The 22909-nt window shown below is 67.0% G+C and carries 19 protein-coding genes, 1 tRNA gene and 1 pseudogene; 8 read left to right on the top strand and 13 right to left on the bottom strand.

What is annotated here, in order from left to right; genetic code table 11:
• The 4 genes from BP05_RS00650 to purU all read left to right on the top strand — a co-directional run bounded on the left by BP05_RS00650 (window position 1) and on the right by purU (window position 5216).
• Window positions 1-1485, top strand: coding sequence for an efflux transporter outer membrane subunit (locus tag BP05_RS00650; protein WP_496359435.1), 1485 nt, complete (start codon window positions 1-3; stop codon window positions 1483-1485).
• Window positions 1482-2663: an HlyD family secretion protein gene (locus tag BP05_RS00645; RefSeq protein WP_496359433.1), complete on the top strand. Its 1182-nt coding sequence runs from the start codon at window positions 1482-1484 to the stop codon at window positions 2661-2663. Before BP05_RS00650 ends, BP05_RS00645 begins: the two co-directional genes overlap by 4 nt.
• 80 nt (window positions 2664-2743) lie before the next feature.
• The gene (locus tag BP05_RS00640) at window positions 2744-4288 is read left to right on the top strand and encodes a DHA2 family efflux MFS transporter permease subunit (protein WP_496359431.1); all 1545 of its coding nucleotides are present in this window, start codon (window positions 2744-2746) and stop codon (window positions 4286-4288) included.
• 79 nt (window positions 4289-4367) lie between these two features.
• Window positions 4368-5216, top strand: a complete 849-nt coding sequence (purU, locus tag BP05_RS00635) for a formyltetrahydrofolate deformylase (RefSeq protein WP_496359429.1) — start codon at window positions 4368-4370, stop codon at window positions 5214-5216.
• Here purU and radA read toward each other — a convergent pair.
• From radA to murJ, 7 genes are all read right to left on the bottom strand, one after another.
• Window positions 5213-6604 (bottom strand): DNA repair protein RadA, encoded by a 1392-nt coding sequence (gene radA, locus BP05_RS00630; RefSeq protein WP_496359427.1) that lies wholly within the window; start codon window positions 6602-6604, stop codon window positions 5213-5215. The two genes, purU and radA, sit on opposite strands and share 4 nt — an antisense overlap.
• Before the next feature lie 116 nt (window positions 6605-6720).
• Window positions 6721-6796: transfer RNA gene (locus BP05_RS00625), tRNA-Thr, on the bottom strand.
• Between the two features lie 38 nt (window positions 6797-6834).
• Entirely contained in the window at window positions 6835-7785 is a 951-nt protein-coding gene (ispH, locus tag BP05_RS00620; protein ID WP_496359425.1) for a 4-hydroxy-3-methylbut-2-enyl diphosphate reductase, read from the bottom strand.
• 9 nt (window positions 7786-7794) lie between these two features.
• Entirely contained in the window at window positions 7795-8310 is a 516-nt protein-coding gene (gene lspA, locus BP05_RS00615; protein WP_496359423.1) for a signal peptidase II, read from the bottom strand.
• A gap of 38 nt (window positions 8311-8348) precedes the next feature.
• Window positions 8349-11147: an isoleucine--tRNA ligase gene (gene ileS / locus BP05_RS00610; RefSeq protein WP_496360584.1), complete on the bottom strand. Its 2799-nt coding sequence runs from the start codon at window positions 11145-11147 to the stop codon at window positions 8349-8351.
• A 73-nt stretch (window positions 11148-11220) separates the two neighbouring features.
• On the bottom strand, window positions 11221-12177 hold the full coding sequence (locus BP05_RS00605) for a bifunctional riboflavin kinase/FAD synthetase (protein WP_496359421.1): 957 nt from the start codon (window positions 12175-12177) through the stop codon (window positions 11221-11223).
• 112 nt (window positions 12178-12289) lie between these two features.
• On the bottom strand, window positions 12290-13879 hold the full coding sequence (murJ, locus tag BP05_RS00600) for a murein biosynthesis integral membrane protein MurJ (protein ID WP_496360582.1): 1590 nt from the start codon (window positions 13877-13879) through the stop codon (window positions 12290-12292).
• 152 nt (window positions 13880-14031) lie between these two features.
• Here murJ and rpsT point away from each other — a divergent pair, with 152 nt between their 5' ends.
• The gene (gene rpsT, locus BP05_RS00595) at window positions 14032-14304 is read left to right on the top strand and encodes a 30S ribosomal protein S20 (RefSeq protein ID WP_496359419.1); all 273 of its coding nucleotides are present in this window, start codon (window positions 14032-14034) and stop codon (window positions 14302-14304) included.
• A gap of 91 nt (window positions 14305-14395) precedes the next feature.
• On the opposite strand, the gene cgtA is transcribed toward rpsT, so the two are convergent.
• The 3 genes from cgtA to rplU form a co-directional block, all read right to left on the bottom strand.
• A complete protein-coding gene (gene cgtA / locus BP05_RS00590; RefSeq protein ID WP_496359417.1) occupies window positions 14396-15493 on the bottom strand; it encodes an Obg family GTPase CgtA in 1098 nt (365 codons plus the stop codon).
• Window positions 15494-15607: 114 nt separating this feature from the next.
• Window positions 15608-15868: a 50S ribosomal protein L27 gene (rpmA, locus tag BP05_RS00585; RefSeq protein WP_496359415.1), complete on the bottom strand. Its 261-nt coding sequence runs from the start codon at window positions 15866-15868 to the stop codon at window positions 15608-15610.
• Between the two features lie 15 nt (window positions 15869-15883).
• On the bottom strand, window positions 15884-16195 hold the full coding sequence (gene rplU / locus BP05_RS00580; RefSeq protein WP_496359413.1) for a 50S ribosomal protein L21: 312 nt from the start codon (window positions 16193-16195) through the stop codon (window positions 15884-15886).
• Between the two features lie 351 nt (window positions 16196-16546).
• Here rplU and uvrA point away from each other — a divergent pair, with 351 nt between their 5' ends.
• Both uvrA and BP05_RS00570 read left to right on the top strand, forming a co-directional pair.
• Complete coding sequence (uvrA, locus tag BP05_RS00575; RefSeq protein WP_496359411.1) at window positions 16547-19426, top strand: excinuclease ABC subunit UvrA; 2880 nt, start codon at window positions 16547-16549, stop codon at window positions 19424-19426.
• A complete protein-coding gene (locus tag BP05_RS00570; protein ID WP_496359409.1) occupies window positions 19423-19836 on the top strand; it encodes an acyl-CoA thioesterase in 414 nt (137 codons plus the stop codon). Before uvrA ends, BP05_RS00570 begins: the two co-directional genes overlap by 4 nt.
• Window positions 19837-19872: 36 nt before the next feature.
• Here the strand turns inward: BP05_RS00570 and BP05_RS00565 are convergent, their stop codons facing one another.
• A complete protein-coding gene (locus tag BP05_RS00565; protein ID WP_496359407.1) occupies window positions 19873-20310 on the bottom strand; it encodes a copper chaperone PCu(A)C in 438 nt (145 codons plus the stop codon).
• Window positions 20311-20349: 39 nt separating this feature from the next.
• Between BP05_RS00565 and BP05_RS00560 the strand changes: the two genes are divergently transcribed.
• Complete coding sequence (locus BP05_RS00560) at window positions 20350-21123, top strand: enoyl-CoA hydratase/isomerase family protein (protein ID WP_496359405.1); 774 nt, start codon at window positions 20350-20352, stop codon at window positions 21121-21123.
• Between the two features lie 5 nt (window positions 21124-21128).
• Here the strand turns inward: BP05_RS00560 and BP05_RS00555 are convergent, their stop codons facing one another.
• Together BP05_RS00555 and BP05_RS00550 are read right to left on the bottom strand one after the other, a co-directional pair.
• Complete coding sequence (locus BP05_RS00555) at window positions 21129-21974, bottom strand: sulfurtransferase (RefSeq protein WP_496359403.1); 846 nt, start codon at window positions 21972-21974, stop codon at window positions 21129-21131.
• A 55-nt stretch (window positions 21975-22029) separates the two neighbouring features.
• Window positions 22030-22835, bottom strand: a pseudogene (locus BP05_RS00550) (CoA pyrophosphatase).
• Window positions 22836-22909: the final 74 nt, after the last annotated feature.

The following is a 22909-nucleotide window of genomic DNA, read 5'->3' as shown; positions in this document are numbered from 1 at the left end:
ATGTCCTTCTCCACCCCCCGTCGGCTGCGCGCACCGCTTGCCGTGGCCCTGACCCTGCTGGTCGCCGCTTGCGCCAGCACGCATGGGCTCGAACCCCAGGGCCAGCTGTTGAATGCCGATTCGCTGGCCGCTTCCCGCAGCCTCGCCGGCCGGTCCGATGCGGGCTTTCCGCAGCAGGACTGGTGGAAGTCCTTCGGTGACGCCCAGCTAGACGCGCTGATCCAGGAAGCCCTGGCGGGCACGCCCTCGCTGGATGCGGCCGACGCGCGCGTGCGCCAGGCAATCGCGCAGGCCGGCCTCGCAGAAGCCGCGGGCAAGCCGACCCTGGGCGCAACCGCGCAGTACTCCGGCGTGCAGATCCCGGAAACCGTTGCGCCGCCGCCGATCGGCGGCGACTACATCGGCGTGACCCTGCTCGGCCTGCAGTTCAAGTACAGCCCCGACATCTGGGGCGGCCATCGCGCCCGCACGCAGGCCGCGCTGGGACAGGCGCGCGCCGCCGAAGTGGAGGGCCAGGCCGCGCGCCTGACGCTGTCCTCGAACATCGCCCGCACCTACGTCGCGCTGGCGCAGGCGCATGAAGCCGCGGAGATCGCCAAAGCCGATGGGCAGCGTGCGTCGCAGCTGCTCGACCTTGGCCGTCAGCGCGTCAAGGCCGGGCTCGACAACCAGCTGCAGATCCGAAACGCGGAAGCCGCGGTCGCCACCGCGCAACAGCAGGAACAGGCCGCGCAGCAACAGGTCGACGCAGCGCGCAATGCCATCGCCGCACTGCTGGGCAAGGGCCCGGACCGCGGCCTCGACATCGCCAGGCCGTCGTTGCTGGCCGCCGCCACGCCCGCAGTTCCCGGCGTGGTGCCCAGCGAACTGCTCGGCCATCGTCCCGACGTCGTCGCCGCGCGCTGGCGCGTGGAAGCCGCGCGCCATGGCATCAAGGCGAGCAAGACCGAGTTCTATCCGACCGTGAACCTCAGCGCGCTCGTTGGGCTCGCAGCGGGCAACCTCTCGGACCTGTTCTCAAGCAATGCCCTGCTGGCCCAAGGTGGTCCGGCGATCAGCCTGCCGATCTTCGATGGCGGCCGCCTGCGCAACAACCTCGCCAAGAGCGACGCGGAGTACGACCTCGCCGTCGCCACCTACAACCAGAGCCTGGTGGGCGCCCTGCGCGAAGTCGCCGATGCGCTCCAGGCCGCACGCTCGCTGGATGCGCAGGTCGCATCGGCGCAACGCGCGCGCGAAGCCGCGCAGTCTGCGTGGCAGCTTGCCACTGCGCGCTACAAGGCCGGGCTCGGCACCCAGCTCGACGTGCTCAACGCGCAACGGCCGCTGTTGCAGCTCGACCAGCAACTCGCCGCCCTGCGCGCGCAACGCATAGGCGCTTCGATCGACCTCGACCGCGCGCTCGGCGGCGGCCTCGAATTTATCGCGCCTTCCCTCGACACCTCCCAAGACACCACCGACATCACCAAGGCCTCCACGCCATGACTACCGAAATCAACCCCAATGCCGCCGTGGCGCAGCCGCCGAAGAGCAAGCGCAAGCGCGCGCTGACGATCCTGGCCGTCGTGGTCGTGGTCGCGGGCATCGCCTGGGCGCTGTGGTACCTGCTGGTCGCCCGCTGGCACGAGAGCACCGACGACGCCTACGTACAGGGCAACGTCGTCGCGATCACGCCGCAAGCAGCCGGCACGGTAGTGAGCATCGGCGCCGACGACGGCATGAAGGTCGACGCCGGCCAGGTGCTGGTGCAGCTCGACCCCAGCGACGCGCGCGTCGCCTACGAGCAGGCCGTGGCCAACCTCGCCAGCACCGTGCGCCAGGTCCGTGGCCTGTACAGCGCGGTCGACGCCGGCCAGGCCGACATCGCGGCCCGCCGCGTCGCGGTCGCGAAGGCGAGCGCGGACGTCAAGCGTCGCGAAGGCCTGGTCGCCACCGGCGCGGTGTCCGCGGAAGAGCTGGCGCACGCACGCGACGAACTCGCCGCCGCGCAAGCCGCGCTGTCGGCATCGAACGAGAACCTCGCCCGCAACCGCGCCCTGGTCGATGCCACCACCGTGATCGACCAGCCGCAGGTCAAGGCCGCCGCCGCGCAGCTGCGCCAGGCCTACCTCAACAACCAGCGCATGGGCATCGTCGCGCCGGTGTCGGGCTACGTCGCCAAGCGCAGCGTGCAGCTGGGCCAGCGCGTGCAGCCGGGCACCACGCTGATGACCGTGGTCCCCCTGGAGCAGGCCTGGGTTGAAGCCAACTTCAAGGAAACGCAGCTGACGAAGATGCGCATCGGCCAGCCGGTGCAGCTGCACGCCGACCTCTATGGCGACGACGTCGAGTTCGACGGCAAGCTCGCCAGCCTTGGCCTGGGCACCGGCAGCGCCTTCGCCCTGCTGCCGGCGCAGAACGCCAGCGGCAACTGGATCAAGATCGTGCAGCGCGTCCCGGTGCGGATCGAACTCGATCGCAAGCAACTGGCAGAGCATCCGCTGCGCATCGGCCTGAGCATGCACGCCGATGTGTCGCTGCGCGACCAGAGCGGCGCGGTGCTCGCCAGCGTGCCACAGGACAAGGCGCTGCTCACCACCGATGCCTACGCGAAGCAGCTGGCCGACGCGGACGCACTGATCCAGAAGGTCGTCCGCGAAAACCTGCCGCGCAGCCACGGTTGATCCTGCAGGCACGCCACCCAGCACACGTGCTCCCGCGACGCTTGCGGAAGCGATGAGACCGCTTCGAGACAACACATCCCATGTCGTCCCCCGCTCCCGCCAACGGCTTCCGGCCGCCGAACATCGCCCTGACCACGCTCGGCCTGGCGTTGGCGTCGTTCATGCAGGTGCTGGACCTCACCATCGCCAACGTGTCGCTGCCGACCATCTCCGGCAACCTCGGCGGCAGCGCCAACCAGGCGACGTGGGTCATCACCTCCTTCGCCGTCAGCAACGCGATCGCCCTGCCCCTCACCGGCTGGCTCACCCGCCACTTCGGCGAACGCAAGCTGTTCGTCTGGGCGACGTTCCTGTTCGTCATCGCCTCCCTGCTGTGCGGCCTGGCCAACAGCATGGGCCTGCTCGTCGCGGCGCGTGCGCTGCAGGGCTTCGTCGCTGGTCCGATGTATCCAATCACCCAGGCGCTGCTGATCTCGATCTATCCACCGCACAAACGCGGCCAGGCCATTGCGCTGCTGGCGATGGTGACCGTGGTCGCGCCGATCGCCGGCCCGATCCTGGGCGGCTGGATCACCGACAACTACAGCTGGGAATGGATCTTCTTCATCAACGTGCCGATCGGGCTGTTCGCCAGCTTCGTGGTCGGGCGGCAGCTGAAGGGGCGCCCGGAGCGGCTCGAGAAGCCGAAGATGGACTACGTCGGCCTGATCACTCTGGTGCTCGGCGTCGGCGCGCTGCAGGTCCTGCTGGATCTTGGCAATGACGAAGACTGGTTCCGCTCGCAGCTGATCGTGTGGCTGGCGATCATCTCGGCGATCTCGCTGGCGGTGTTCGTGATCTGGGAGATGACCGACAAGGACCCCATCGTCAACCTGCGCCTGTTCCGCCATCGCAATTTCAGCGCGGGCACCGCGGCGATGGTGGTCGCCTACGCCGCGTTCTTCAGCGTCGGCATCCTGGTGCCGCTGTGGCTGCAGCGCAACCTGGGCTTCACCCCGATCTGGGCCGGCTTCGCCACGGCGCCGATCGGCATCCTGCCGGTGATCCTGACCCCGTTCGTGGGCAAGTACGCGCACAAGTTCGACCTGCGCATGCTCGCGACGATCGCCTTCATCGCGATGTCGCTTACCAGCTTCGCGCGCTCGGGTTTCAACCTCGACGTCGACTTCCGCCACATCGCGCTGGTGCAGCTGTTCCAGGGCTTCGGCGTGGCGCTCTTCTTCATGCCGGTACTGCAGATCCTGCTATCCGACCTGCAACCGCACGAGATCGCCGCGGGTTCGGGCCTGGCCACGTTCATGCGAACGCTTGGCGGCAGCTTCGCCGCATCGCTCACCACCTATGCCTGGACCGAACGCGGCGCGGTGCACCACGCGCACCTGACCGAGAAGCTCGCGGCGACCGACCCGGGCGTGATCGACAGCGTCACCCAACTGGGCCGCGGCGACCTGCAACGCGGCGCGTTCGTGCTGGAACGGATGATCTCCAACCAGGCCGCGCAGATCGGCTTCAACGAGATCTTCCATCTGCTCGGCATCATCTTCCTGGTGGTGATCGCGTTCGTATGGGTCGCGAAGCCGCCGTTCGTGGCGAAGGCCGGGCCGGAGGCAGCGGGCGGGCACTGACCCGTCGACGGGCCGGGCGCTCCGGCCCCGTTTCGATGCAAATCGCGTTATATCCGGCGTGCTTCCCGGGAAGGTCGCGATGCCCGACTACGTAGTCACCTTGTCCTGCCCTGACCGTCCCGGGATCGTCAACGCCGTGAGCGGGCGCCTGCTGCACCACGGCGGCAACATCCTGGATTCGCAGCAGTACAACGACCTCGCCACCGATCGCTTCTTCATGCGCACCGTGTTCGCAGCGGATGCCGCACTTGCGGACCTGCAGGGAAGCTTCGGCGAACTGGCGTCCGGCTTCGGCATGGACTGGTCGCTGCGCGATCGCGCGCAGCCGCGCCGGGTGATGTTGCTGGCTTCGAAGTTCGACCACTGCCTGGCCGACCTGCTCTACCGCTGGCGGATCGGCGAGCTGCCGATGCAGGTCACCGCGGTGGTGTCGAATCACCCGCGCGACAGCTTCCGCCATCTCGCCCTGGAGGGCATCGACTTCCACCACCTGCCCGTCGCCGGGGACGGAAGGCACGAGCAGGAAGCGAAGCTCTGGTCGCTGATCGAAAGCACGCAAACCGAACTGGTCGTGCTCGCGCGCTACATGCAGGTCCTGTCGGATGACCTTGCCGCGAAACTGGCCGGACGCTGCATCAACATCCACCATTCGTTCCTGCCCGGGTTCAAGGGCGCGCGCCCCTACCACCAGGCCCACGAGCGTGGGGTCAAGCTGATCGGCGCCACCGCGCATTTCGTCACCGCCGAACTCGACGAGGGCCCGATCATCGATCAGGACACACAGCGCGTCGGCCACCACGACACGCCCGAGGACATGATCCGCATCGGCCGCGACATCGAACGCCGCGTGCTGGCGCAGGCGCTGCGCTACTGGCTGGACGACCGGATCCTGCTCAACGGCCGCCGCACGGTGGTGTTCGCGGTCTAGACGCCGGCGTCCAGGGCGTCGGCGAGGCGCTCGACGGCCACCACTTCCATGTCGCCGACGCGACCTCCTCGCGGCGCGTTGGCCTTGGGCACGATCGCCCGCTTGAATCCGTGGGTCGCCGCTTCCTTCAGGCGCTCCTCGCCGTTCGGTACCGGGCGGATCTCGCCCGACAGCCCCACTTCACCGAACGCGATCGTCTGCTCCGCCAACGGCCGATCGCGCAACGAGGACAGCACCGCCAGCAACACCGGCAGGTCGACCGCGGTCTCCTGCACGCGGATGCCGCCGACCACGTTCACGAACACGTCCTGGTCGCCCACCGCGATGCCGCCATGGCGATGCAGCACCGCCAGCAGCATCGCCATGCGATTGCCCTCCATGCCGACCGCGACGCGGCGCGGATTCGAGAGCGGCGAGGCATCCACCAGCGCCTGCACCTCGACCAGCAGCGGCCGGGTGCCCTCGCGCGTGACCATCACGCAACTGCCGGGCTGCGGCGTGCCGTTGCCGGACAGGAAGATCGCCGAAGGATTGGGCACCTCGCGCAGGCCCTTGTCACCCATCGCGAAGACGCCGAGTTCGTTGACCGCGCCGAAGCGGTTCTTGAAGGCGCGCAGCACGCGGAAACGGCTGCCGCTCTCGCCTTCGAAGTACAGCACCGCATCCACCATGTGTTCGAGCACGCGCGGACCGGCGATGCCGCCCTCCTTGGTGACGTGGCCGACGAGGAACACGGCGGTGCCGGTTTCCTTGGCGAAGCGCACCAGCCGCGCGGCCGATTCGCGCACCTGGCTCACCGAACCCGGCGCGGCGCTCAGCGATTCCGTCCACAGCGTCTGCACGGAGTCGGCGACGATGAGTTGCGGCCGCGTCGCGGTCGCATGCTCGAGGATGCGTTCGACGCAGGTTTCCGCCAGCGCATGCACGCCGTCCAGCGGCAGCCCCAGGCGCGCACCGCGCCCGGCCACCTGGGCCAGCGACTCCTCGCCCGTTACGTACAGCCCGGGCATGCTTGGTGCGAGTTTCGTCACCGCCTGCAGCAGCAGGGTCGACTTGCCGATGCCCGGATCGCCGCCGACCAGCACCACCGAGCCATGCACCAGGCCGCCACCGAGCACGCGGTCCAGCTCGCCGATGCCGGTGGAGGCGCGGGCGTCCTCGTGGTGGCGCACGTCCTTGAGCGCGGTGACCTTGGGCGCTTCGACGGCGCCGGCCCAGCCGCTGCGACGGCTGGCGGCAACCGCCTTGACCGCGCTCGCGGGTTCGAGCACGACCTCGCTCAACGTGTTCCACGCCCCGCATTCGCCGCACTGGCCCTGCCACTTGCTGAATTCGGCGCCACAGTCGTTGCAGACGTAGGCGGTCTTGCGGGTCGCGGTCTTGGCCATGTCGCCGGATGTTCTGATCGATGCGGCCACTCTACCCGGCGGCCGTCTCCGGGGGCGAGACGGAGCGCGGTCGAAAAACAAAAAGCCCGCGCGAGGCGGGCTTTTCGTCGAATCAATGGTGCCGGAAACAGGAGTCGAACCTGCGACCTACGCATTACGAATGCGCCGCTCTACCAACTGAGCTATTCCGGCGAAGGGGGCGCAATTGTAGGCGCCGGGCCGCGGCAGGGTCAATCGACCAGCTGGACCCGGAGCTCCTTGGGCAAGGCGAAAACCATGTCCTCGGGTTCGCCGGCGAGTTCGCCCACGTGTTCAGCGCCCAGCTCGCGCAGCCGGTCGATCACGCCACGCACCAGCACCTCGGGTGCCGATGCACCTGCGGTGATGCCCACGCGCTTGCGGCCCTGCACCCAGCGCGGGTCGATCTCGATCGCGCCGTCGATCAGGTAGGCCTGCACGCCCTCGCGCTCGGCCAATTCACGCAGGCGATTGGAATTGGAACTGTTGGGCGAACCGACCACCAGCACCAGGTCGCACTTGCCGGCCAGTTCGCGCACCGCATCCTGGCGGTTCTGGGTGGCGTAGCAGATGTCGTCGTTTTTGGGCCCCTGGATGGCCGGGAACCTGGCCTTCAGTGCCTCGATCACGGCGCGGGTGTCGTCGACCGACAGCGTGGTCTGCGTGGTGTAGGCGAGATTGTCCGGCTGGCCGACCTCCAGCGCCTCGACGTCCTCGATGTCCTCGACCAGGTAGATCTGGCCGGTGCCCGCTTCGCGCTTCCACTGGCCCATCGTGCCCTCGACTTCCGGGTGGCCGTCGTGGCCGATCAGCACGACATCGCGACCGGCGCGGCAATTGCGCGCGACTTCCAGGTGCACCTTGGTCACCAGCGGGCACGTGGCATCAAACACCTTGAGCCCGCGGCGCGCGGCTTCGTTGCGCACGGCCTGGGACACGCCGTGGGCGCTGAAGATGACCGTGGCGTTGTCGGGAACCTCGTCGAGTTCCTCGACGAAGATCGCGCCGCGGTGTTTCAGGTCATCGACGACGAAGCGGTTGTGCACGACTTCATGGCGCACGTAGATCGGCGCGCCCAGGGTTTCCAGGGCGCGCTTGACGATCTCGATGGCGCGGTCGACGCCGGCGCAGAAACCGCGGGGATTGGCGAGCAGGACATCCATTCGGCGATTTTACCCCCGTCGGCCGGCGTCGGCCTGGCGCTGCCGGCCACCGAGAAGGCCGAACAGCGCAATTCCGATGGCCCCGCCGACGATCGCCGAGTCGGCGACGTTGAAGGACGGCCAGTAGTGGTCGCGCCAGTACCACTGGATGAAGTCGATCACCTTGCCGTGGACGAGCCGGTCGATGACGTTGCCGAGCGCACCGCCGATCACCAGCGCATACGGCAGCGCCACGCGCCAGTCGCTGCGCGGGGTGCGGGCCAGCCAGACGCCGAGCATGGCGCTGATGCCGAAGGCGAGCACCGAGAACAGGTACTTCTGCCAGCCGCCAGCGTCGCTCAGGAAGCTGAAGGCCGCGCCCGTGTTGTAGGTGCGGTACCAGTTCCAGAAGCCGTCGATGACCGGCACGGCCTTGAACTCGGGCAGCGAGGTCAGCACCCAGTTCTTGCTCCACTGGTCGAGCGCGATTACGGCGACCGACAGGATCAGCCAGACGAGGGCATTGGGGCCTTTCAGTTTCTGCATTCTGTTTGCTCGTGATTGGGAAACGAAGGAACGCGCGGTCAGAACCAGCGTCGATCCTCGCCGGGGCCTTCCACGTTGTTGACGCAGCGGCCGCACAGCTCGGGGTGCCCGGCATTGGCGCCCACGTCGGCACGGCGGTGCCAGCAACGCACACACTTCTGCTTGGTGGTCGGCGTCGCCAGCACCGCGATGTCCTTGGCGGCATCGTCGGCCAGCACCTCCACGTCGCCACTGATGAACAGGAAGCGCAATTCATCGGCCATCGGCGCCAGCCAGTTCTGGTCGGCAACGCTGGCACGCAGGCCGATTTCAGCATCCAGCGCCGCGCCGATCTCGCCGGCGGCACGCATCGGCTCCAGGGTCTTGCTGACCTCCTCGCGCAGGGCCAGCAGCCGGTCGAAGTCGGCCGCCGACAGGGCGGCGTTTTCCGGCAGCGGCGCAAGGCCGTCGTACCAGGTGGTGAACAGGACGTTGTCATCCCGTTCGCCCGGCAGGTACCGCCACATCTCGTCAGCGGTAAAGCTCAGGATCGGAGCGATCCAGCGCACGAACGACTCGGCGATGCGGAACATCGCGCTCTGCGCCGAACGGCGTCCGCGCGAATCCTCGCGCATCGTATAGAGGCGGTCCTTGGTGACGTCGAGGTACAGCGAGCCGAGGTCGACGCTGCAGAAGTTGGACAGGGCCTGCACGATGGCGGCGAAATCGTAGTCCTCGTACGCCTGGGCAATCTGCTGCTGCAGCTCGAACGCGCGGTGCACGATCCAGCGATCGAGCGCGACCATCTCATCGAGCGGCAAAAGATGCTGCGCCGGCTCGAACCCATTGAGGTTCGCCAGCAGGAAGCGCGCGGTGTTGCGGATGCGGCGATAGGCATCGCCGCTGCGCTTGAGGATGTTGTCTGAAACCGACATCTCGTTGCGGTAGTCGGTCGAGGCGATCCACAGGCGCAGGACGTCGGCGCCCATGGCGTTGATCACCTTCTGCGGCTCCACCGTGTTGCCGATCGACTTGGACATCTTCTTGCCCTGCTCGTCGACGGTGAAGCCATGCGTCAGCACCTGGCGGTACGGCGCCACACCATCCATCGCCACCGCGGTCAGCAGCGAGCTGTGGAACCAGCCGCGATGCTGGTCCGAACCCTCCAGGTACAGCTCGGCCGGCTTGTGCAATCCGTCCTGCGGACGCTGCGCCAGCACGCATTCATGGGTCACGCCCGAATCAAACCAGACGTCGAGGATGTCGGTGACCTTGTCGTACCTGGCGGCCTCGTCGCCCAGCACCGCCGCAGGATCGAGCGAATACCACGCGTCGACGCCTTCGCGCTCGACCACGTCGGCAACCTGGCGCATCAATTCGGACGCGCGCGGGTGCGGCTCCTGGGTTTCGCGATCGACGAACAGCGCGATCGGCACGCCCCAGGTGCGCTGGCGGCTGATGCACCAGTCCGGGCGGCCTTCGATCATGCCGTAGATGCGGGCCTCGCCCCATTCGGGGATCCACTGCACCTTGCCGATCTCGCGCAGCGCGTCCTCGCGCAGGTGGGCCTGCTCCATCGAGATGAACCACTGCGGCGTGGCGCGGAACGCCACCGGCGTCTTGTGGCGCCAGCAGTGCGGATAGCTGTGCTCGAGCTTGAACTGCGCCAGCAGGTGGCCGCTGTTGCGCAGCACGTCGATGATGACGTCGTTCGCCTTCCAGATGTGCAGTCCGGCCAGCGTGACGCCGTCAGCCGGCGGGGTCGACAACAGGTAAAGGCCACGACCATCGACCGGATTCATCTGCGCCGCGGTGTACTTCTCCAGCAGGCCGTAGCGCTGGCCCACCACGAAGTCTTCCTGGCCGTGGCCGGGCGCGGTATGGACGACGCCGGTACCGTCGTCGGCGGTGACGTGTTCGCCCAGCAACACCGGGATGTCGCGGTCCGCGTAGAACGGATGCTGCAGCAGCTGGCCATCCAGATCGCTGCCGTTGACGTTGCCCAACACGACAACGTCGCTTACGCCGTAGCGCGCGAGCGCCTTGGTCGCCAGCGCTTCGGCAAGCACCAGCAGGCGCCTGCCGCCGTCCTTGCTCCTGGGGCCTTCGACCAGGACGTATTCGAGCTCCGGGCCGATACTCACGGCGAGGCTGGCGGGCAGCGTCCATGGCGTGGTGGTCCAGATCGGCATCGCGACATCGACGCCCTCTTCCACCGGCACACCGAACACAGCGGCCAGCCTGGAAGGGTTTCGCGCGCTGTAGGCGGCATCCACCGCCGGCGACACCTTGTCGGCGTATTCGATCTCGGCCTCGGCCAGCGCGGAACCGCAATCAAAGCACCAGTGGACGGGCTTCGCGCCGCGCACCAGATGGCCGCGCTCGATGATCTTCGCCAGCGAACGCATGATTCCCGCCTCGGTGGCGAAGTCCATGGTGCGGTACGGGTTCTCCCAGTCGCCGAGCACGCCCAGGCGCTTGAAGTCGCGGCGCTGCAGGTCGATCTGCTCGGCCGCGTATTCGCGGCACTTGGCGCGGAACGCGGCGGCGTCGAGCTTGTCGCCGACCTTGCCGAACTTCTTCTCCACCGCATGCTCGATCGGCAAACCATGGCAATCCCAGCCCGGCACGTATGGCGCATCGAAGCCGGCGAGCAGCTTCGACTTCACGATCACGTCCTTTAGCACCTTGTTGACGGCATGCCCGATATGGATCGCCCCGTTGGCGTAGGGCGGGCCATCGTGCAGGACGAAGCTCTTCTCGCGGCCGCCGGTCTTCGCGCGAATTCGCTGGTACAAGCCCTCGCCTTCCCAGCGCGCCAGCGTTTCCGGCTCGCGCTTGGGCAGGTCGCCGCGCATCGGGAACTCCGTGGCGGGCAGTTGCAGGGTGGACTTGTAGCGGCTGGCTTCTTGGTCGGTCACAGCGGGGTGCTCAGGCAAAGACTCGTTTGTTCGAAGTACCGGAAGACAGGATCGCGCGCGCCTGTTCGGCGTCGCGATGCATCTGCGCGGTGAGCGAGGAAAGATCCGGGAATTTCAATTCGTCGCGCAACTTGGCGACGAATTCGACTTCGATCCGGCAACCATAGATGTCGTCGGCGAAGTCGAACAGGTGGGCTTCCAGCAACGGCTCGATTCCGGCCACCGTCGGGCGCGTGCCCAGGCTGGAAACCGAGGCGCGCGGTGCGCTGCCGACGCCATGCACCCATGTGGCATAGATGCCCGACAGCGCCGGCGTTTTGCCGCCGAAGCGGAGGTTCGCGGTCGGGAAGCCCAGTTCCCGACCCAATTGCCTGCCGCGCACGACGTGCCCGGCGATGGCATATGCGCGCCCGAGCAACCGCGCGGCGGCGGCGAAATCGCCGGCCTGCAGCGCGTTGCGGATACGCGTGCTCGATACACGTTCGCCGTCCAACTCCACCGGAACAATCTCATGGGCGACAAACCCGAGGTCCGTGCCGACCTTGCGCAGCAGGGCAATATCACCCATGCGCGCCTTGCCGAAACGGAAGTCGGGTCCGACCCACACTTCGCGCGCCGAAAGACGTTGACCTAGCACGATCCGCGCGAACTCTTCGGCCGGCAGCCCGCTCAGCCGGCGGTCGAACCGCAACAGGCCAGCCTGGTCGACGCCGAGTTCCAGCAATCCTTCGACCTTGGCGCGCGGCAGCAGCAGGCGGGGCGGTGGTTCGCCCTGGGCGAAGAATTCGCGGGGCAGTGGCTCGAAGCTGAGCGCCACCGCAGGCACTCCCAGATCGCGCGCACGCTCAACGGTGCGGCGCACCAGCGCCTGATGCCCCAGATGCAGGCCGTCGAAGGCGCCAATGCAGACCACACTGCCGTGCGGGCACCGGGGCCCGCCTTCGACGTCGCGAAACAGCCTGCTCATGGAATCTCTGATGTGGCCCGGCCGAAGCGGCCGGGCAGTCAACCGAAGCCCGGCAGGGCCGGGCTTGCGCGGGAAAACCGCTCTACCGAAGTATAGCCGCGCCGGCCCGGTCTCAATGCTCGCGCAGATCGCGCGGGCGGAAGCCCAGCGCCAGCAGCGCCGCGAGGTAAACGACGCCGCCGCCACCGACCAGCGCCGCGAGGTAACCGACGCGCTGCCACTTGCTGATGGCAGTGAAGTCCGGGATCCAGTACAGCGCCAGCAGCAACGCGACCGCCATGGCCGCGCACGCCAGGCCCAGCCGGGTTAGATGGCGCGCCCACCCGGGCTGGCGCTGATACACCCCGGCCTTGCGCAGCCAGTGCCACAGCAGCATCAGGTTGATGTAACTCGCCAGGGCGCTCGCCAAACCGATCGCCAGATGCAGGCCGGGCGTGCTCGCCAGTCCGCGCATCAGGTTGCCCTGCTCCGAGGCCGGAACCCAGAGCAGGTAGAGGACGGCAAGGAACAGGACGTTCAGCACCATGTTGGACACCAGCGAAGCCACGCCGGCGCGCACCGGCGTGCGCGTGTCCTGGCGGGCATAGAAGGCGGGCAGCAGGATCTTCACCAGCGCGAAGGCCGGCAGCCCGAAGCTCAGCCCGAAGACGGACATCGCCGCCATCCTGGTGTCGAAGGCGGTGAACTGCTTGTGCTGGAACAAGGTGGCGACCAGCGGCTGGGAGAGCAACATCAAGCCCAGCATCGCGGGCAGCGCGATCAGCAGACTCGTGCGCAGGCCCCAGTCGAGCGCCTTGGAGAAGCCCTCGCGGTCGGTGTTGACATGGTGGCGCGAGAGGGTCGGCAGGATCACGGTGCCCAACGCGATGCCGAACACACCCAGCGGCAACTCGAGGAAGCGATCGGCCTGCGACAGCCAGGTCTGCGAGCCCGTGTACAGCAGCGCGGCGATCACCGTGTCGAACAACAGGTTGATCTGTGCGATCGAGGAACCGAACAGCGTCGGCACCATGAGCTTGACCACCTTGCGCACGTCGGGGTGGTTCCATCCCCACTTCGGCAGGGTTAACAGGTTGAGGCTGCGCAGTGCCGGCAGCTGGAACAGCAACTGCAGGACGCCGCCGACGAGGATCGCCCAGCCGAGCGCCGTGATCGGCACCTGCAGGTGCGGCGCCAGCCACAGCGCACCGGCGATCATGCACAGATTGAGGATCACCGGCGTCAGCGCCGGCATGCCGAACTTGTGGAAGCTGTTCAGTGCTCCGCCTGCAAGTGCGGTCAGCGACACGAACAGGATGAACGGGAACGTGAGGCGCAGCAGGTCGACGGTAAGTCCGAACTTCTCGGTATGGACGCCCCCGCCTAGATTGAACAGCCACGCCACCTGGGGCGTGAAGATCAGGCCGAGGGCCGTCACCACCAGCAGGATTCCGCCCAGGGTGCCCGAGACGCGGGCCATCAGCTCCTTGAGGTCGGCATGCGGGCGGGTTTCCTTGATCTCGGTGAAAACCGGAACGAACGCCGTGGAGAACGAACCCTCCGCAAACAGCCGGCGCATGAAGTTGGGAATGCGGAACGCGACCCAGAAGGCGTCGGTGGCCGCATTGGCGCCGAAGGTGGTCTGGATCGCGATGTCGCGGACCAGGCCCAGTATCCGCGAGACCATGGTCATGCTGCCGAACGACAGCACCCCACGCAGCATCCGGGGCTTGGTCATGCCACGCTCCCGGAGGCGACAGCGTTGGATCGAGGTCCGCCCGGCAGCGGGTTGTTGACGCAAGCTACTGAATCGCCCATACTTTCCTGTCTGATTTTCCCAAAACCCTTCAACACCCAGTTTCCAGGATTCCTGTCGTGGCCAATATCAAGTCCGCCAAGAAGCGCGCCAAGCAGACCGTCGTGCGCAATGCCCGCAACGCCGCTCAGCGTTCGATGCTCCGCACCGCCGTCAAGAAGGTCCTCAAGGCACTCGACGCCAACGACGCCGCCGGCGCCAAGGCTGCCTTCGACGTGGCGCAGCCGATTCTCGATCGTTTCAGCTCGCGTGGCCTCATCCACAAGAACAAGGCCGCTCGCCACAAGAGCCGTCTGACCGCGCGCATCAAGGCGCTGTCGGCTGCTGCCTAAGGCACGCGGCTCCATCGCCGGCGCCGCAAGCGCCGGCTGAAAAAGCCCCGCCATGAGCGGGGCTTTTTTGTTGCTCGCGAAAAGCGACAGCTCAGGCTTCATCGACGGAGCGATCCGCCTGGACCTGGGCACGGAAAGCGGCCTCATCGGCTGCTTCGTGCTCGGCTTCCTTGAGCTCGTCGAAAAAGCGCATCACGTCCAGCATGATTGGCCAGGTGTTCTCGCGGCCGATGGCAGAGACCAGATACCAGCGATCCTTCCAACCGAGTTCGTCGACGATGGCCTGGGCGGCGACCTGCTGCTCCTCTTCCAGCAGCAGGTCGGCTTTGTTCAGCACCAGCCAGCGAGGCTTCTGGAGCAACTCCGGATCATGCTTTTCCAGTTCGCGCTCGATGGCCCGGACCTGCTCGGCCGGGTTGACGCCTTCGACCCCACCTTCCATTGGCGCGATATCGACCAGATGCAGCAGCAGGCGCGTGCGCTGCAGGTGCTTGAGGAACTGCGTGCCAAGGCCCGCGCCGTCGGCGGCCCCTTCGATCAGGCCCGGAATATCGGCGATGACGAAGCTGCGGTGGTGTTCGATGCTGACCACACCGAGGTTCGGATAGAGCGTGGTGAACGGATAGTCCGCCACCTTCGGCGTTGCCGCCGACACCGCACGGATGAAGGTGCTCTTGCCGGCATTGGGGAATCCCAGTAGGCCAACGTCGGCCAGCAATTTCAGTTCGAGCTTGAGCGTCCGCTCCTCGCCCGGCAGGCCTGGCAGCGCTTTGCGCGGCGAGCGGTTGACCGAGCTCTTGAAGTGCATGTTGCCCAGGCCGCCCTTGCCGCCCTTGGCGACGAGCAGGCGTTCGCCATGAGTGGTTAGATCGCCGATGACCTCGTCGGTCTCTACGTTGGCAACCACGGTGCCGACGGGCACGGTAATGATCAGGTCGCCGCCGGCCTTGCCGTACATCTGCCGACCCATGCCATTTTCGCCGCGCTGCGCCTTGAACTTCGTCTGGTGGCGGAAATCCACCAGGGTATTGAGGTTCTCGTCCGCGACCAGCCAGACGCTGCCGCCGTCGCCGCCGTCGCCGCCATCGGGGCCGCCGAGCGGAATGAACTTCTCGCGACGGAAGCCAACGCAGCCGTTGCCGCCATCGCCCGCAATTACCTGGATTTCGGCTTCGTCGACGAGTTTCATGGGAGGAAATTAGATAGGAAGGCGGGCGGGTTCACAAACGGACGGAAACCGCTTGCCTGAAATGCGAAGCCCCGCCGGAGCGGGGCTTCGCCGGACTACGTCGCGATGCGCGGATTACTCCGCGGCGACGACGCTGACCGTGCGGCGCTTGTTCGGGCCCTTGGTCGAGAACTCGACCTTGCCGTCGACCAGCGCGAACAGGGTGTGGTCGCGGCCAAGGCCGACGCCCGAACCCGGGTGGAAGTTGGTTCCGCGCTGACGCACGATGATGTTGCCGGCCTCGATGGACTGGCCGCCGTAGATCTTGACGCCCAGATACTTCGGGTTGGAGTCGCGGCCGTTGCGCGAGGAACCTACGCCCTTTTTGTGTGCCATGGCTGCTTCTCCTGCTTAGCCGGCGATGCCGGTGATTTCGATTTCGGTGTAGTGCTGACGGTGACCCATCTGCTTGCGGTGGTGCTTGCGGCGACGGAACTTCACGATGCGCACCTTGTCGGCGCGGCCGTGGCCGATCACCTTGGCGCTGACGCTGGCGCCCTTGAGCGCGTCGCCGATCTTGATGGTTTCGCCATCGCCGATCATCAGCACATTGTCGAGCTTGATCTCGCTGCCGGCATCGGCTTCGAGCAGTTCGACGCGAAGGGTTTCGCCCTTCATCACGCGGTATTGCTTACCGCCGGTGAGTACAACTGCATACGACATGACCAGATTCCTCTGTAGTTATTTTGGTCGCCTGCCGCGCCCACACGGGCGGACAGAAGCGGAATTCTATAGGTTTCAGGGAGTTAGGGTCAACCCGCCTGGCAACCGGAAGCGGGGCGGCCAGCCCGACCGGTTCCAGGCCCCGCTTGAGGCCGGCCTTCCCCCTAAGCCGCCCGCTGGGCCGCCCCCCCCCCCCGGGGCCGAATTTCCGCAGCCGCCAGCCTGAATCGTTGCCGCCGCCCCTGTCGCAGGTGCTGCGACGGCGGTCGAGCAGACTGGCAAATGGGGTGATTTGCCCCCATTTCGTCCGCTCGCTACGCTCCCCTGTTCGCCCCCGGATCCCCACTCTCAATGGCGCTGGATTTCATCCGCATCCGCGGCGCGCGGACGCATAACCTCAAGAACATCGATCTCGACCTCCCGCGCGAGAAGCTGATCGTGATCACCGGGCTTTCGGGCTCGGGCAAGTCGTCGTTGGCGTTCGACACGATCTACGCCGAAGGCCAGCGTCGCTACGTCGAGTCCCTGTCGGCTTACGCCCGCCAGTTCCTCAGCGTGATGGAGAAGCCCGACGTCGACCACATCGAGGGCTTGTCCCCGGCGATCGCCATCGAGCAGAAGGCTACCTCGCACAACCCGCGCTCAACCGTCGGCACGATCACCGAGATCTACGACTACCTGCGCCTGCTCTACGCCCGCGTCGGCACGCCGCGCTGCCCGGACCACCATTACCCGCTGGAAGCACAGACGGTCAGCCAGATGGTCGACCAGGTCCTGACGCTCGACCCGGAGCAGCGCTACATGCTGCTTGCCCCGGTGGTGCGCGAGCGCAAGGGCGAGCATGCGCAGATCTTCGAACAGCTGCGCGCCCAGGGCTACGTGCGCGTGCGCGTCGACGGCCAACTGCATGAAATCGACGCCGTCCCGCCGTTGGCGCTGCGGCAGAAGCACACCATCGAGGCGGTGATCGACCGCTTCAAGCCGCGCGACGACATCAAGCAGCGCCTGGCGGAATCCTTCGAAACCGCGCTCAAGCTCGGCGACGGCATGGCAGCGGTGTATTCGATCGACAAGCCCGAGGCCGAACCGCAGCTGTTTTCCTCCAAGTACAGCTGCCCGGTCTGCGACTACTCGCTGCCCGAACTGGAACCCCGCCTGTTCTCGTTCAACTCGCCGGTCGGCGCCTGCCCGACCTGCGATGGCCTCGGGGTCGCGCAGTTCTTCGATCCGGCGCGCGTGGTCGTGCATCCCGAGCTGTCGCTGGCCGCCGGCGCGGTGCGCGGATGGGATCGCCGCAATGCCTACTACTTCGCCCTGATCCAGTCCCTGGCCAAGCACTACAAGTTCAGCGTCGACACACCATGGCAGTCATTGCCGGAAAAGGTGCGCAACGCAGTGCTGTTCGGCAGCGGCGACGAAACGGTCAACTTCACCTACACCAGCGAGAGCGGAACGCGGCACCAGCGCAAGCACCGCTTCGAGGGCATCGTTCCGAACCTCGAGCGGCGCTACAAGGAAACCGAATCGGCCGCGGTGCGCGAGGAGCTGGCCAAGTACATCAGCGAGCGCGCCTGCACCGAATGCCATGGTGCCCGCCTCAACCGCGCCGCGCGCAACGTGTTCGTCGCCGACCGGCCGTTGCCGCAACTGGTGGTGCTGCCGATCGACGAGGCGCTCTCCTTCTTCAAGGCGCTCAACCTGCCGGGCTGGCGCGGCGAAATCGCGATCAAGATCGTCAAGGAAATCACCGACCGCCTGCGCTTCCTGGTCGACGTCGGCCTCGATTACCTCACACTGGAACGCAAGGCCGACTCGCTGTCGGGCGGCGAGGCGCAGCGCATCCGCCTGGCTTCGCAGATCGGCGCCGGCCTGGTCGGCGTGATGTACGTGCTCGATGAACCGTCGATCGGCTTGCACCAGCGCGACAACGAGCGCCTGCTCGGCACTCTCACCCGCCTGCGCGACCTCGGCAACACGGTCATCGTCGTCGAGCACGATGAAGACGCGATCCGCCTCGCGGACCACGTAGTGGACATCGGGCCTGGCGCCGGCGTGCACGGCGGCGAAGTCGTGGCACAAGGCCAGCTCAGCGACGTGCTGAAGGCCCCGCGCTCGCTCACCGGCCAGTACCTCAGCGGCAAGAGGAAGATCGAAGTGCCGGCCAAGCGCCACAAGCCCGATCCCAAGACCACCTTCCACCTGCGCGGCGCGACCGGCAACAACCTCAAGGACGTCGACCTGGCAGTTCCCGCCAGCCTGTTCACCTGCATCACCGGTGTGTCCGGTTCGGGCAAGTCGACGCTGATCAACGACACGCTGTTCGCGATCGCGGCCAACGAACTCAATGGCGCCTCGCATACGCCGGCGCCGTTCCACTCGCATGAGAACCTGGACCTGTGGGACAAGGTCGTCGACATCGACCAGTCGCCGATCGGCCGCACGCCACGCTCGAACCCGGCGACGTATACCGGCCTGTTCACGCCGTTGCGCGAACTGTTCGCCCAGGTCCCCGAGGCGCGCGCCCGCGGCTACTCGCCCGGCCGCTTCAGCTTCAACGTGCGCGGCGGCCGCTGCGAGGCCTGCCAGGGCGACGGCCTGATCAAGGTGGAGATGCACTTCCTGCCGGATGTGTACGTTCCTTGCGACGTCTGCCATGGCAAGCGCTACAACCGCGAGACGCTGGAGATCCTCTACAAGGGCTACAACATCAACGACGTGCTCGAGATGACGGTGGAGGATGCGCTGAACCTGTTCGAGGCGATCCCGTCGATCTCGCGCAAGCTGGAAACGCTCATGGACGTCGGCCTGAGCTACATCAAGCTGGGCCAGAGCGCGACTACGCTTTCCGGCGGCGAGGCGCAGCGCGTGAAGCTGTCGAAGGAGCTTTCCCGCCGCGACACCGGCCGCACCCTGTACATCCTCGACGAGCCCACGACGGGCCTGCACTTCCACGACATCGAGCACCTGCTCAGCGTGCTGCATCGCCTGCGTGACGACGGCAACACGGTCGTGGTCATCGAACACAACCTGGATGTGATCAAGACGGCGGACTGGGTGATCGACCTCGGCCCGGAAGGCGGCCACCGTGGCGGCACCATCCTCGCCACCGGCACGCCCGAAGACATCGCGGGGCTACCGAACTCGCACACCGGTCGCTTCCTCGCGCCGTTGCTGGGCATCACCCCGGGTGAGACGGCGCGCAAGCCGGCGAAGCGGAAGTCCGCTGCATGAACATGGAATCCACGAACAAACCCGTGCTGTTCCGCATGCCCGTCGCGCTGCGCTGGCGCGACCTGGACGCGTTCAACCACGTCAACAATTCCAACTTCCTGACCTACCTCGAGGAAGCGCGCATACGCTGGTTCGCCAGTTGGGGCGGTGAGTGGGTCAGCGAGACCATGGCACCGCTGTTGGCTGCCGTGCAGTTGAACTACCGGATGCCGATCCCGTATCCGTCCGACGTGGTGGTCGAACTATTCACTGACCGCCTGGGAACCAGCAGCGTCACCATCGGCCACCGCATCATGTCGGAAGACGGCGCGACGCTGTACTGCGACGGCCACGTCGTCGTGGTCTGGATCGAGCGCGCCAGCGGTCGCCCGATTCCGCTTCCGCAAGCCGTGCGCACTGCAATGGCTTGATCGCGGCACGAACGCCTTCGCGGCGTTCGTTCCGCGTCACGGCGCGGGCTTGCGCACTTCCAGCTCGCCGCGCAGGACGCCGCCGCCCTTCAGCGCGAACTCGACGACGACGCGACTGCCCTCCTTCAGCGGCGCGCGCGGCTCCATCAGCATCATGTGCATGCCGCCGGGCTTCAACACCGCGGAGGCGTCGGGGGCGATGCGCAGCTCGGGCAGTGCGCGCATGCGGCTGACGCCCCCGACAACGCGGGTCTCGTGCAGCGACACATCGGCGAATGCCGGACTGCTGGCGCCCACGATCGTGACCGGCCTCGGGCAGCGGTTCTCGATGCGGCCGAAGCCGGCCATCATCGGCATCTTCACCGGCGTGAGGCGGATCCAGCCGTCGCGAACCTGCGGCGCGCATTCGCGCGCACAGGCTGGCAACGCGAGCAGCAGGCACAGCACCAACACGGAAGCTCGGGAGCGATTCATGCGCCTATGATAACGGCAGCCTCCCGGACGACTTCACGCATGGCCATCGAAACCTACCGCCACGACGGCGGCATCGTCGAAATCCGCCTCGCCCGCGCTCCAGTCAATGCGCTCGATCCCGAACTGTGCCGCGCGCTGGAGGGCGCCATCGCAGCAGCCGTGGCCCAAGGTGCGGCCGGCCTGGTGCTGTCCGGAAACCCCAAGGTGTTCTCCGCCGGGCTGGACGTGCCCTTCCTGCTCTCGCTTGGCGATGACCGCCGCGCGCTGCTCGCGGGTTGGGGAGCGTTCTTCGAGGCGGTCCGTGCCTTGGCCGCCGCTCCCGTGCCTGTCGTCGCCGCCCTCACCGGCCACGCCCCTGCGGGCGGGTGCGTGCTCGCACTGTGTTGCGACTATCGCGTGATGGGGCAGTCCGACGATCCGGCGCGCCCGTTCCGCATCGGACTGAACGAGACCCAGGTGGGACTCGTTGCGCCGGCGGGCATCCAGCGGCTGATGGAGCGAACCGTGGGCAAGCATCGCGCCGGCGTGCTGTTGGCCACGGGCGAACTGGTGGATGCCGAGCGCGCCCTTGCGATCGGCCTGGTGGACGAGGTCGTGCCCGGCGACCGGGTGGTTGCCCGTTCCGTGGCCTGGCTGCAGGCGCTGCTGATGTTGCCGCGGCAGCCCGTGCTGACGACGCGAGCCATCTCGCGCGCGGACCTGATCGCCGCCGTAGCCCCGGAGAACATCGAACTCGAACGCTTCATCGATGCGTGGACGGAGCCCGACACGCAGGCCGGATTGAAGGCGCTGGTGGCGCGCCTGGGCAAGTAGCCCGGTCAACCGGTCGCGATCGGACGCTCGGGATTCTCGATCCAACCGCTCCATGACCCCATGTACAGCTTTGCCCCGGGCATGCCCGCGCGCTGCATGGCCAGCAGGTTGTGGCAGGCAGTCACCCCGGAGCCGCACATCATGATCGCCTGCTCCGGTGGTCGACCGTCCAGCAGTTGGCGGAATGCCTCGGCCAACTGCACCGGATGCTTGAAGCGGCCTTCGTGTAGGTTCTCGGCATAGGGCCGGTTGGTCGCGCCGGGCACGTGGCCGTGCACGCGATCCATGAGGTCGTTCTCGCCGCGGAAGCGATCCGCCGGCCGTGCATCCAGCAGCAGATCGCCCGCCTCGACCCTGGCCTGCACCGCGGCGGCATCCAGCAACAACGACTCATCGAACTGCGCGGTGTACGTGGTCGGCCGGCGTCGCACCAGGTCGGAACTCAATGGCAGGCGCAGTCCGCTCCAGTGGGCAAAACCGCCGTCCAGCACCGCCACCTTCTCGTGGCCCAGGGCGCGCATCAGGAACCAGAAGCGCGATGCCATCGCACCATCGGCGTCGTCGTAGGCGACGACCTGGTGGTGCGGCAAGATGCCCCAGCGGCCGAGCTTGGCAGTGAAGGTCGCGGCGTCCGGCCATGGGTGGCGCCCGTTGCCGTTGCCGCGCTTGGACATGTCCGAAAGGTCGCGATCCAGGTGTGCGTAAACCGCGCCCGGTAGATGCGAGTGGTCGTAGGCGACTTCCCCCGCCCCCGGACTCACGGACGAATAACGGCAATCGACGATCACCAGGTCCGGGCGTTCAAGTGCGACCGCCAGGGTCTCCGCCTGCACCAGCGTGTTCCATCCCATCGCGCGCTCTCCCAATGCGTTTTGCAAGGATTGTAGGGGTTGGCCAGCCCCTCGATCACCCGCCGCCTGCAGCGAGGCGTTCGCGCAGGTTCAAGAGGATCGCAGCGGTCACGCCCCAGATGCGCTGGGTCGGGTAGGTGAACTCCCAGACCAGGCGCGGGCGGCCGCGATGTTCCAGCGAGAGGCTGCCGAGGTTTGCCGGATCGAGCAGGAAAGCCAGGGGCACTTCGAACACCTCTGCGACTTCGTTGGGATCCGGGCTCGCCACATAACCAACGTCGATGGTCGCCACGACCGGCAACACGCGAAAGCCGGTGATCGTGGTGAAAGCGTCGAGATACCCCAGCGGTTCGATCTGCGCTGGCGCGATGCCGACCTCCTCGAACGTCTCGCGCACGGCCGCTGCCACTGCATCCGCGTCCTCGTGTTCGAGGCGTCCGCCTGGAAAACTGACCTGCCCGGCATGGTGGCGCAAGGCGTCGGTGCGGCGTGTCAGCAGCACCTGCGTGCCTTCTTCGCGGGGAACCAGCCCGACCAGCACCGCCGCTTCGACCAGCGCATGCCCGTCGGGCAGCAGGTCGATGATCTCCGCGTGGTTCCAGCCGTCGCCGGTCGGCACGGCTGCCAGCGGATGCAGCGCGGCAACGATGCTCGGGAGCGGTACGGTCGGCCCGGTCACCCGCGACGCGACTCGCGCTCTGGCAGGACGGCCTCCATCAGGTGCAGGCGCTCGTCGTCGTTCATCTGCGACCAGCGCGCGATTTCACTAGTGGTGCGGTGGCAGCCATCGCACAGGCCGTCTTCACCGAGGGAACAGACGCCAACGCAGGGACTCAGGACGGCGCGGAAGTAGATCGTCATGGGGGCGAGTTTACGGGTTTTGTCCGGCCCGAAATGCATTGCGCCGGCTCGTGGCCGGCGCAATGCGTGAAACC

This window comes from Lysobacter oryzae DSM 21044, assembly GCF_059568595.1.
This window is presented reverse-complemented; position numbering and strand designations above follow the sequence as displayed.

Excerpts from the sequence above, each read along its gene's own strand:
- BP05_RS00650 (WP_496359435.1), top strand. The coding sequence starts at position 1 with ATGTCCTTCTCCACCCCCCGTCGGCTGCGCGCACCGCTTGCCGTGGCC.
- BP05_RS00645 (WP_496359433.1), top strand. The coding sequence starts at position 1,482 with ATGACTACCGAAATCAACCCCAATGCCGCCGTGGCGCAGCCGCCGAAG.
- BP05_RS00640 (WP_496359431.1), top strand. The coding sequence starts at position 2,744 with ATGTCGTCCCCCGCTCCCGCCAACGGCTTCCGGCCGCCGAACATCGCC.
- purU (WP_496359429.1), top strand. The coding sequence starts at position 4,368 with ATGCCCGACTACGTAGTCACCTTGTCCTGCCCTGACCGTCCCGGGATC.
- radA (WP_496359427.1), bottom strand. The coding sequence starts at position 6,604 with ATGGCCAAGACCGCGACCCGCAAGACCGCCTACGTCTGCAACGACTGT.
- ispH (WP_496359425.1), bottom strand. The coding sequence starts at position 7,785 with ATGGATGTCCTGCTCGCCAATCCCCGCGGTTTCTGCGCCGGCGTCGAC.
- lspA (WP_496359423.1), bottom strand. The coding sequence starts at position 8,310 with ATGCAGAAACTGAAAGGCCCCAATGCCCTCGTCTGGCTGATCCTGTCG.
- ileS (WP_496360584.1), bottom strand. The coding sequence starts at position 11,147 with ATGCGCGGCGACCTGCCCAAGCGCGAGCCGGAAACGCTGGCGCGCTGG.
- BP05_RS00605 (WP_496359421.1), bottom strand. The coding sequence starts at position 12,177 with ATGAGCAGGCTGTTTCGCGACGTCGAAGGCGGGCCCCGGTGCCCGCAC.
- murJ (WP_496360582.1), bottom strand. The coding sequence starts at position 13,879 with ATGCTGCGTGGGGTGCTGTCGTTCGGCAGCATGACCATGGTCTCGCGG.
- cgtA (WP_496359417.1), bottom strand. The coding sequence starts at position 15,493 with ATGAAACTCGTCGACGAAGCCGAAATCCAGGTAATTGCGGGCGATGGC.
- rpmA (WP_496359415.1), bottom strand. The coding sequence starts at position 15,868 with ATGGCACACAAAAAGGGCGTAGGTTCCTCGCGCAACGGCCGCGACTCC.
- rplU (WP_496359413.1), bottom strand. The coding sequence starts at position 16,195 with ATGTCGTATGCAGTTGTACTCACCGGCGGTAAGCAATACCGCGTGATG.
- uvrA (WP_496359411.1), top strand. The coding sequence starts at position 16,547 with ATGGCGCTGGATTTCATCCGCATCCGCGGCGCGCGGACGCATAACCTC.
- BP05_RS00570 (WP_496359409.1), top strand. The coding sequence starts at position 19,423 with ATGAACATGGAATCCACGAACAAACCCGTGCTGTTCCGCATGCCCGTC.
- BP05_RS00565 (WP_496359407.1), bottom strand. The coding sequence starts at position 20,310 with ATGAATCGCTCCCGAGCTTCCGTGTTGGTGCTGTGCCTGCTGCTCGCG.
- BP05_RS00560 (WP_496359405.1), top strand. The coding sequence starts at position 20,350 with ATGGCCATCGAAACCTACCGCCACGACGGCGGCATCGTCGAAATCCGC.
- BP05_RS00555 (WP_496359403.1), bottom strand. The coding sequence starts at position 21,974 with ATGGGATGGAACACGCTGGTGCAGGCGGAGACCCTGGCGGTCGCACTT.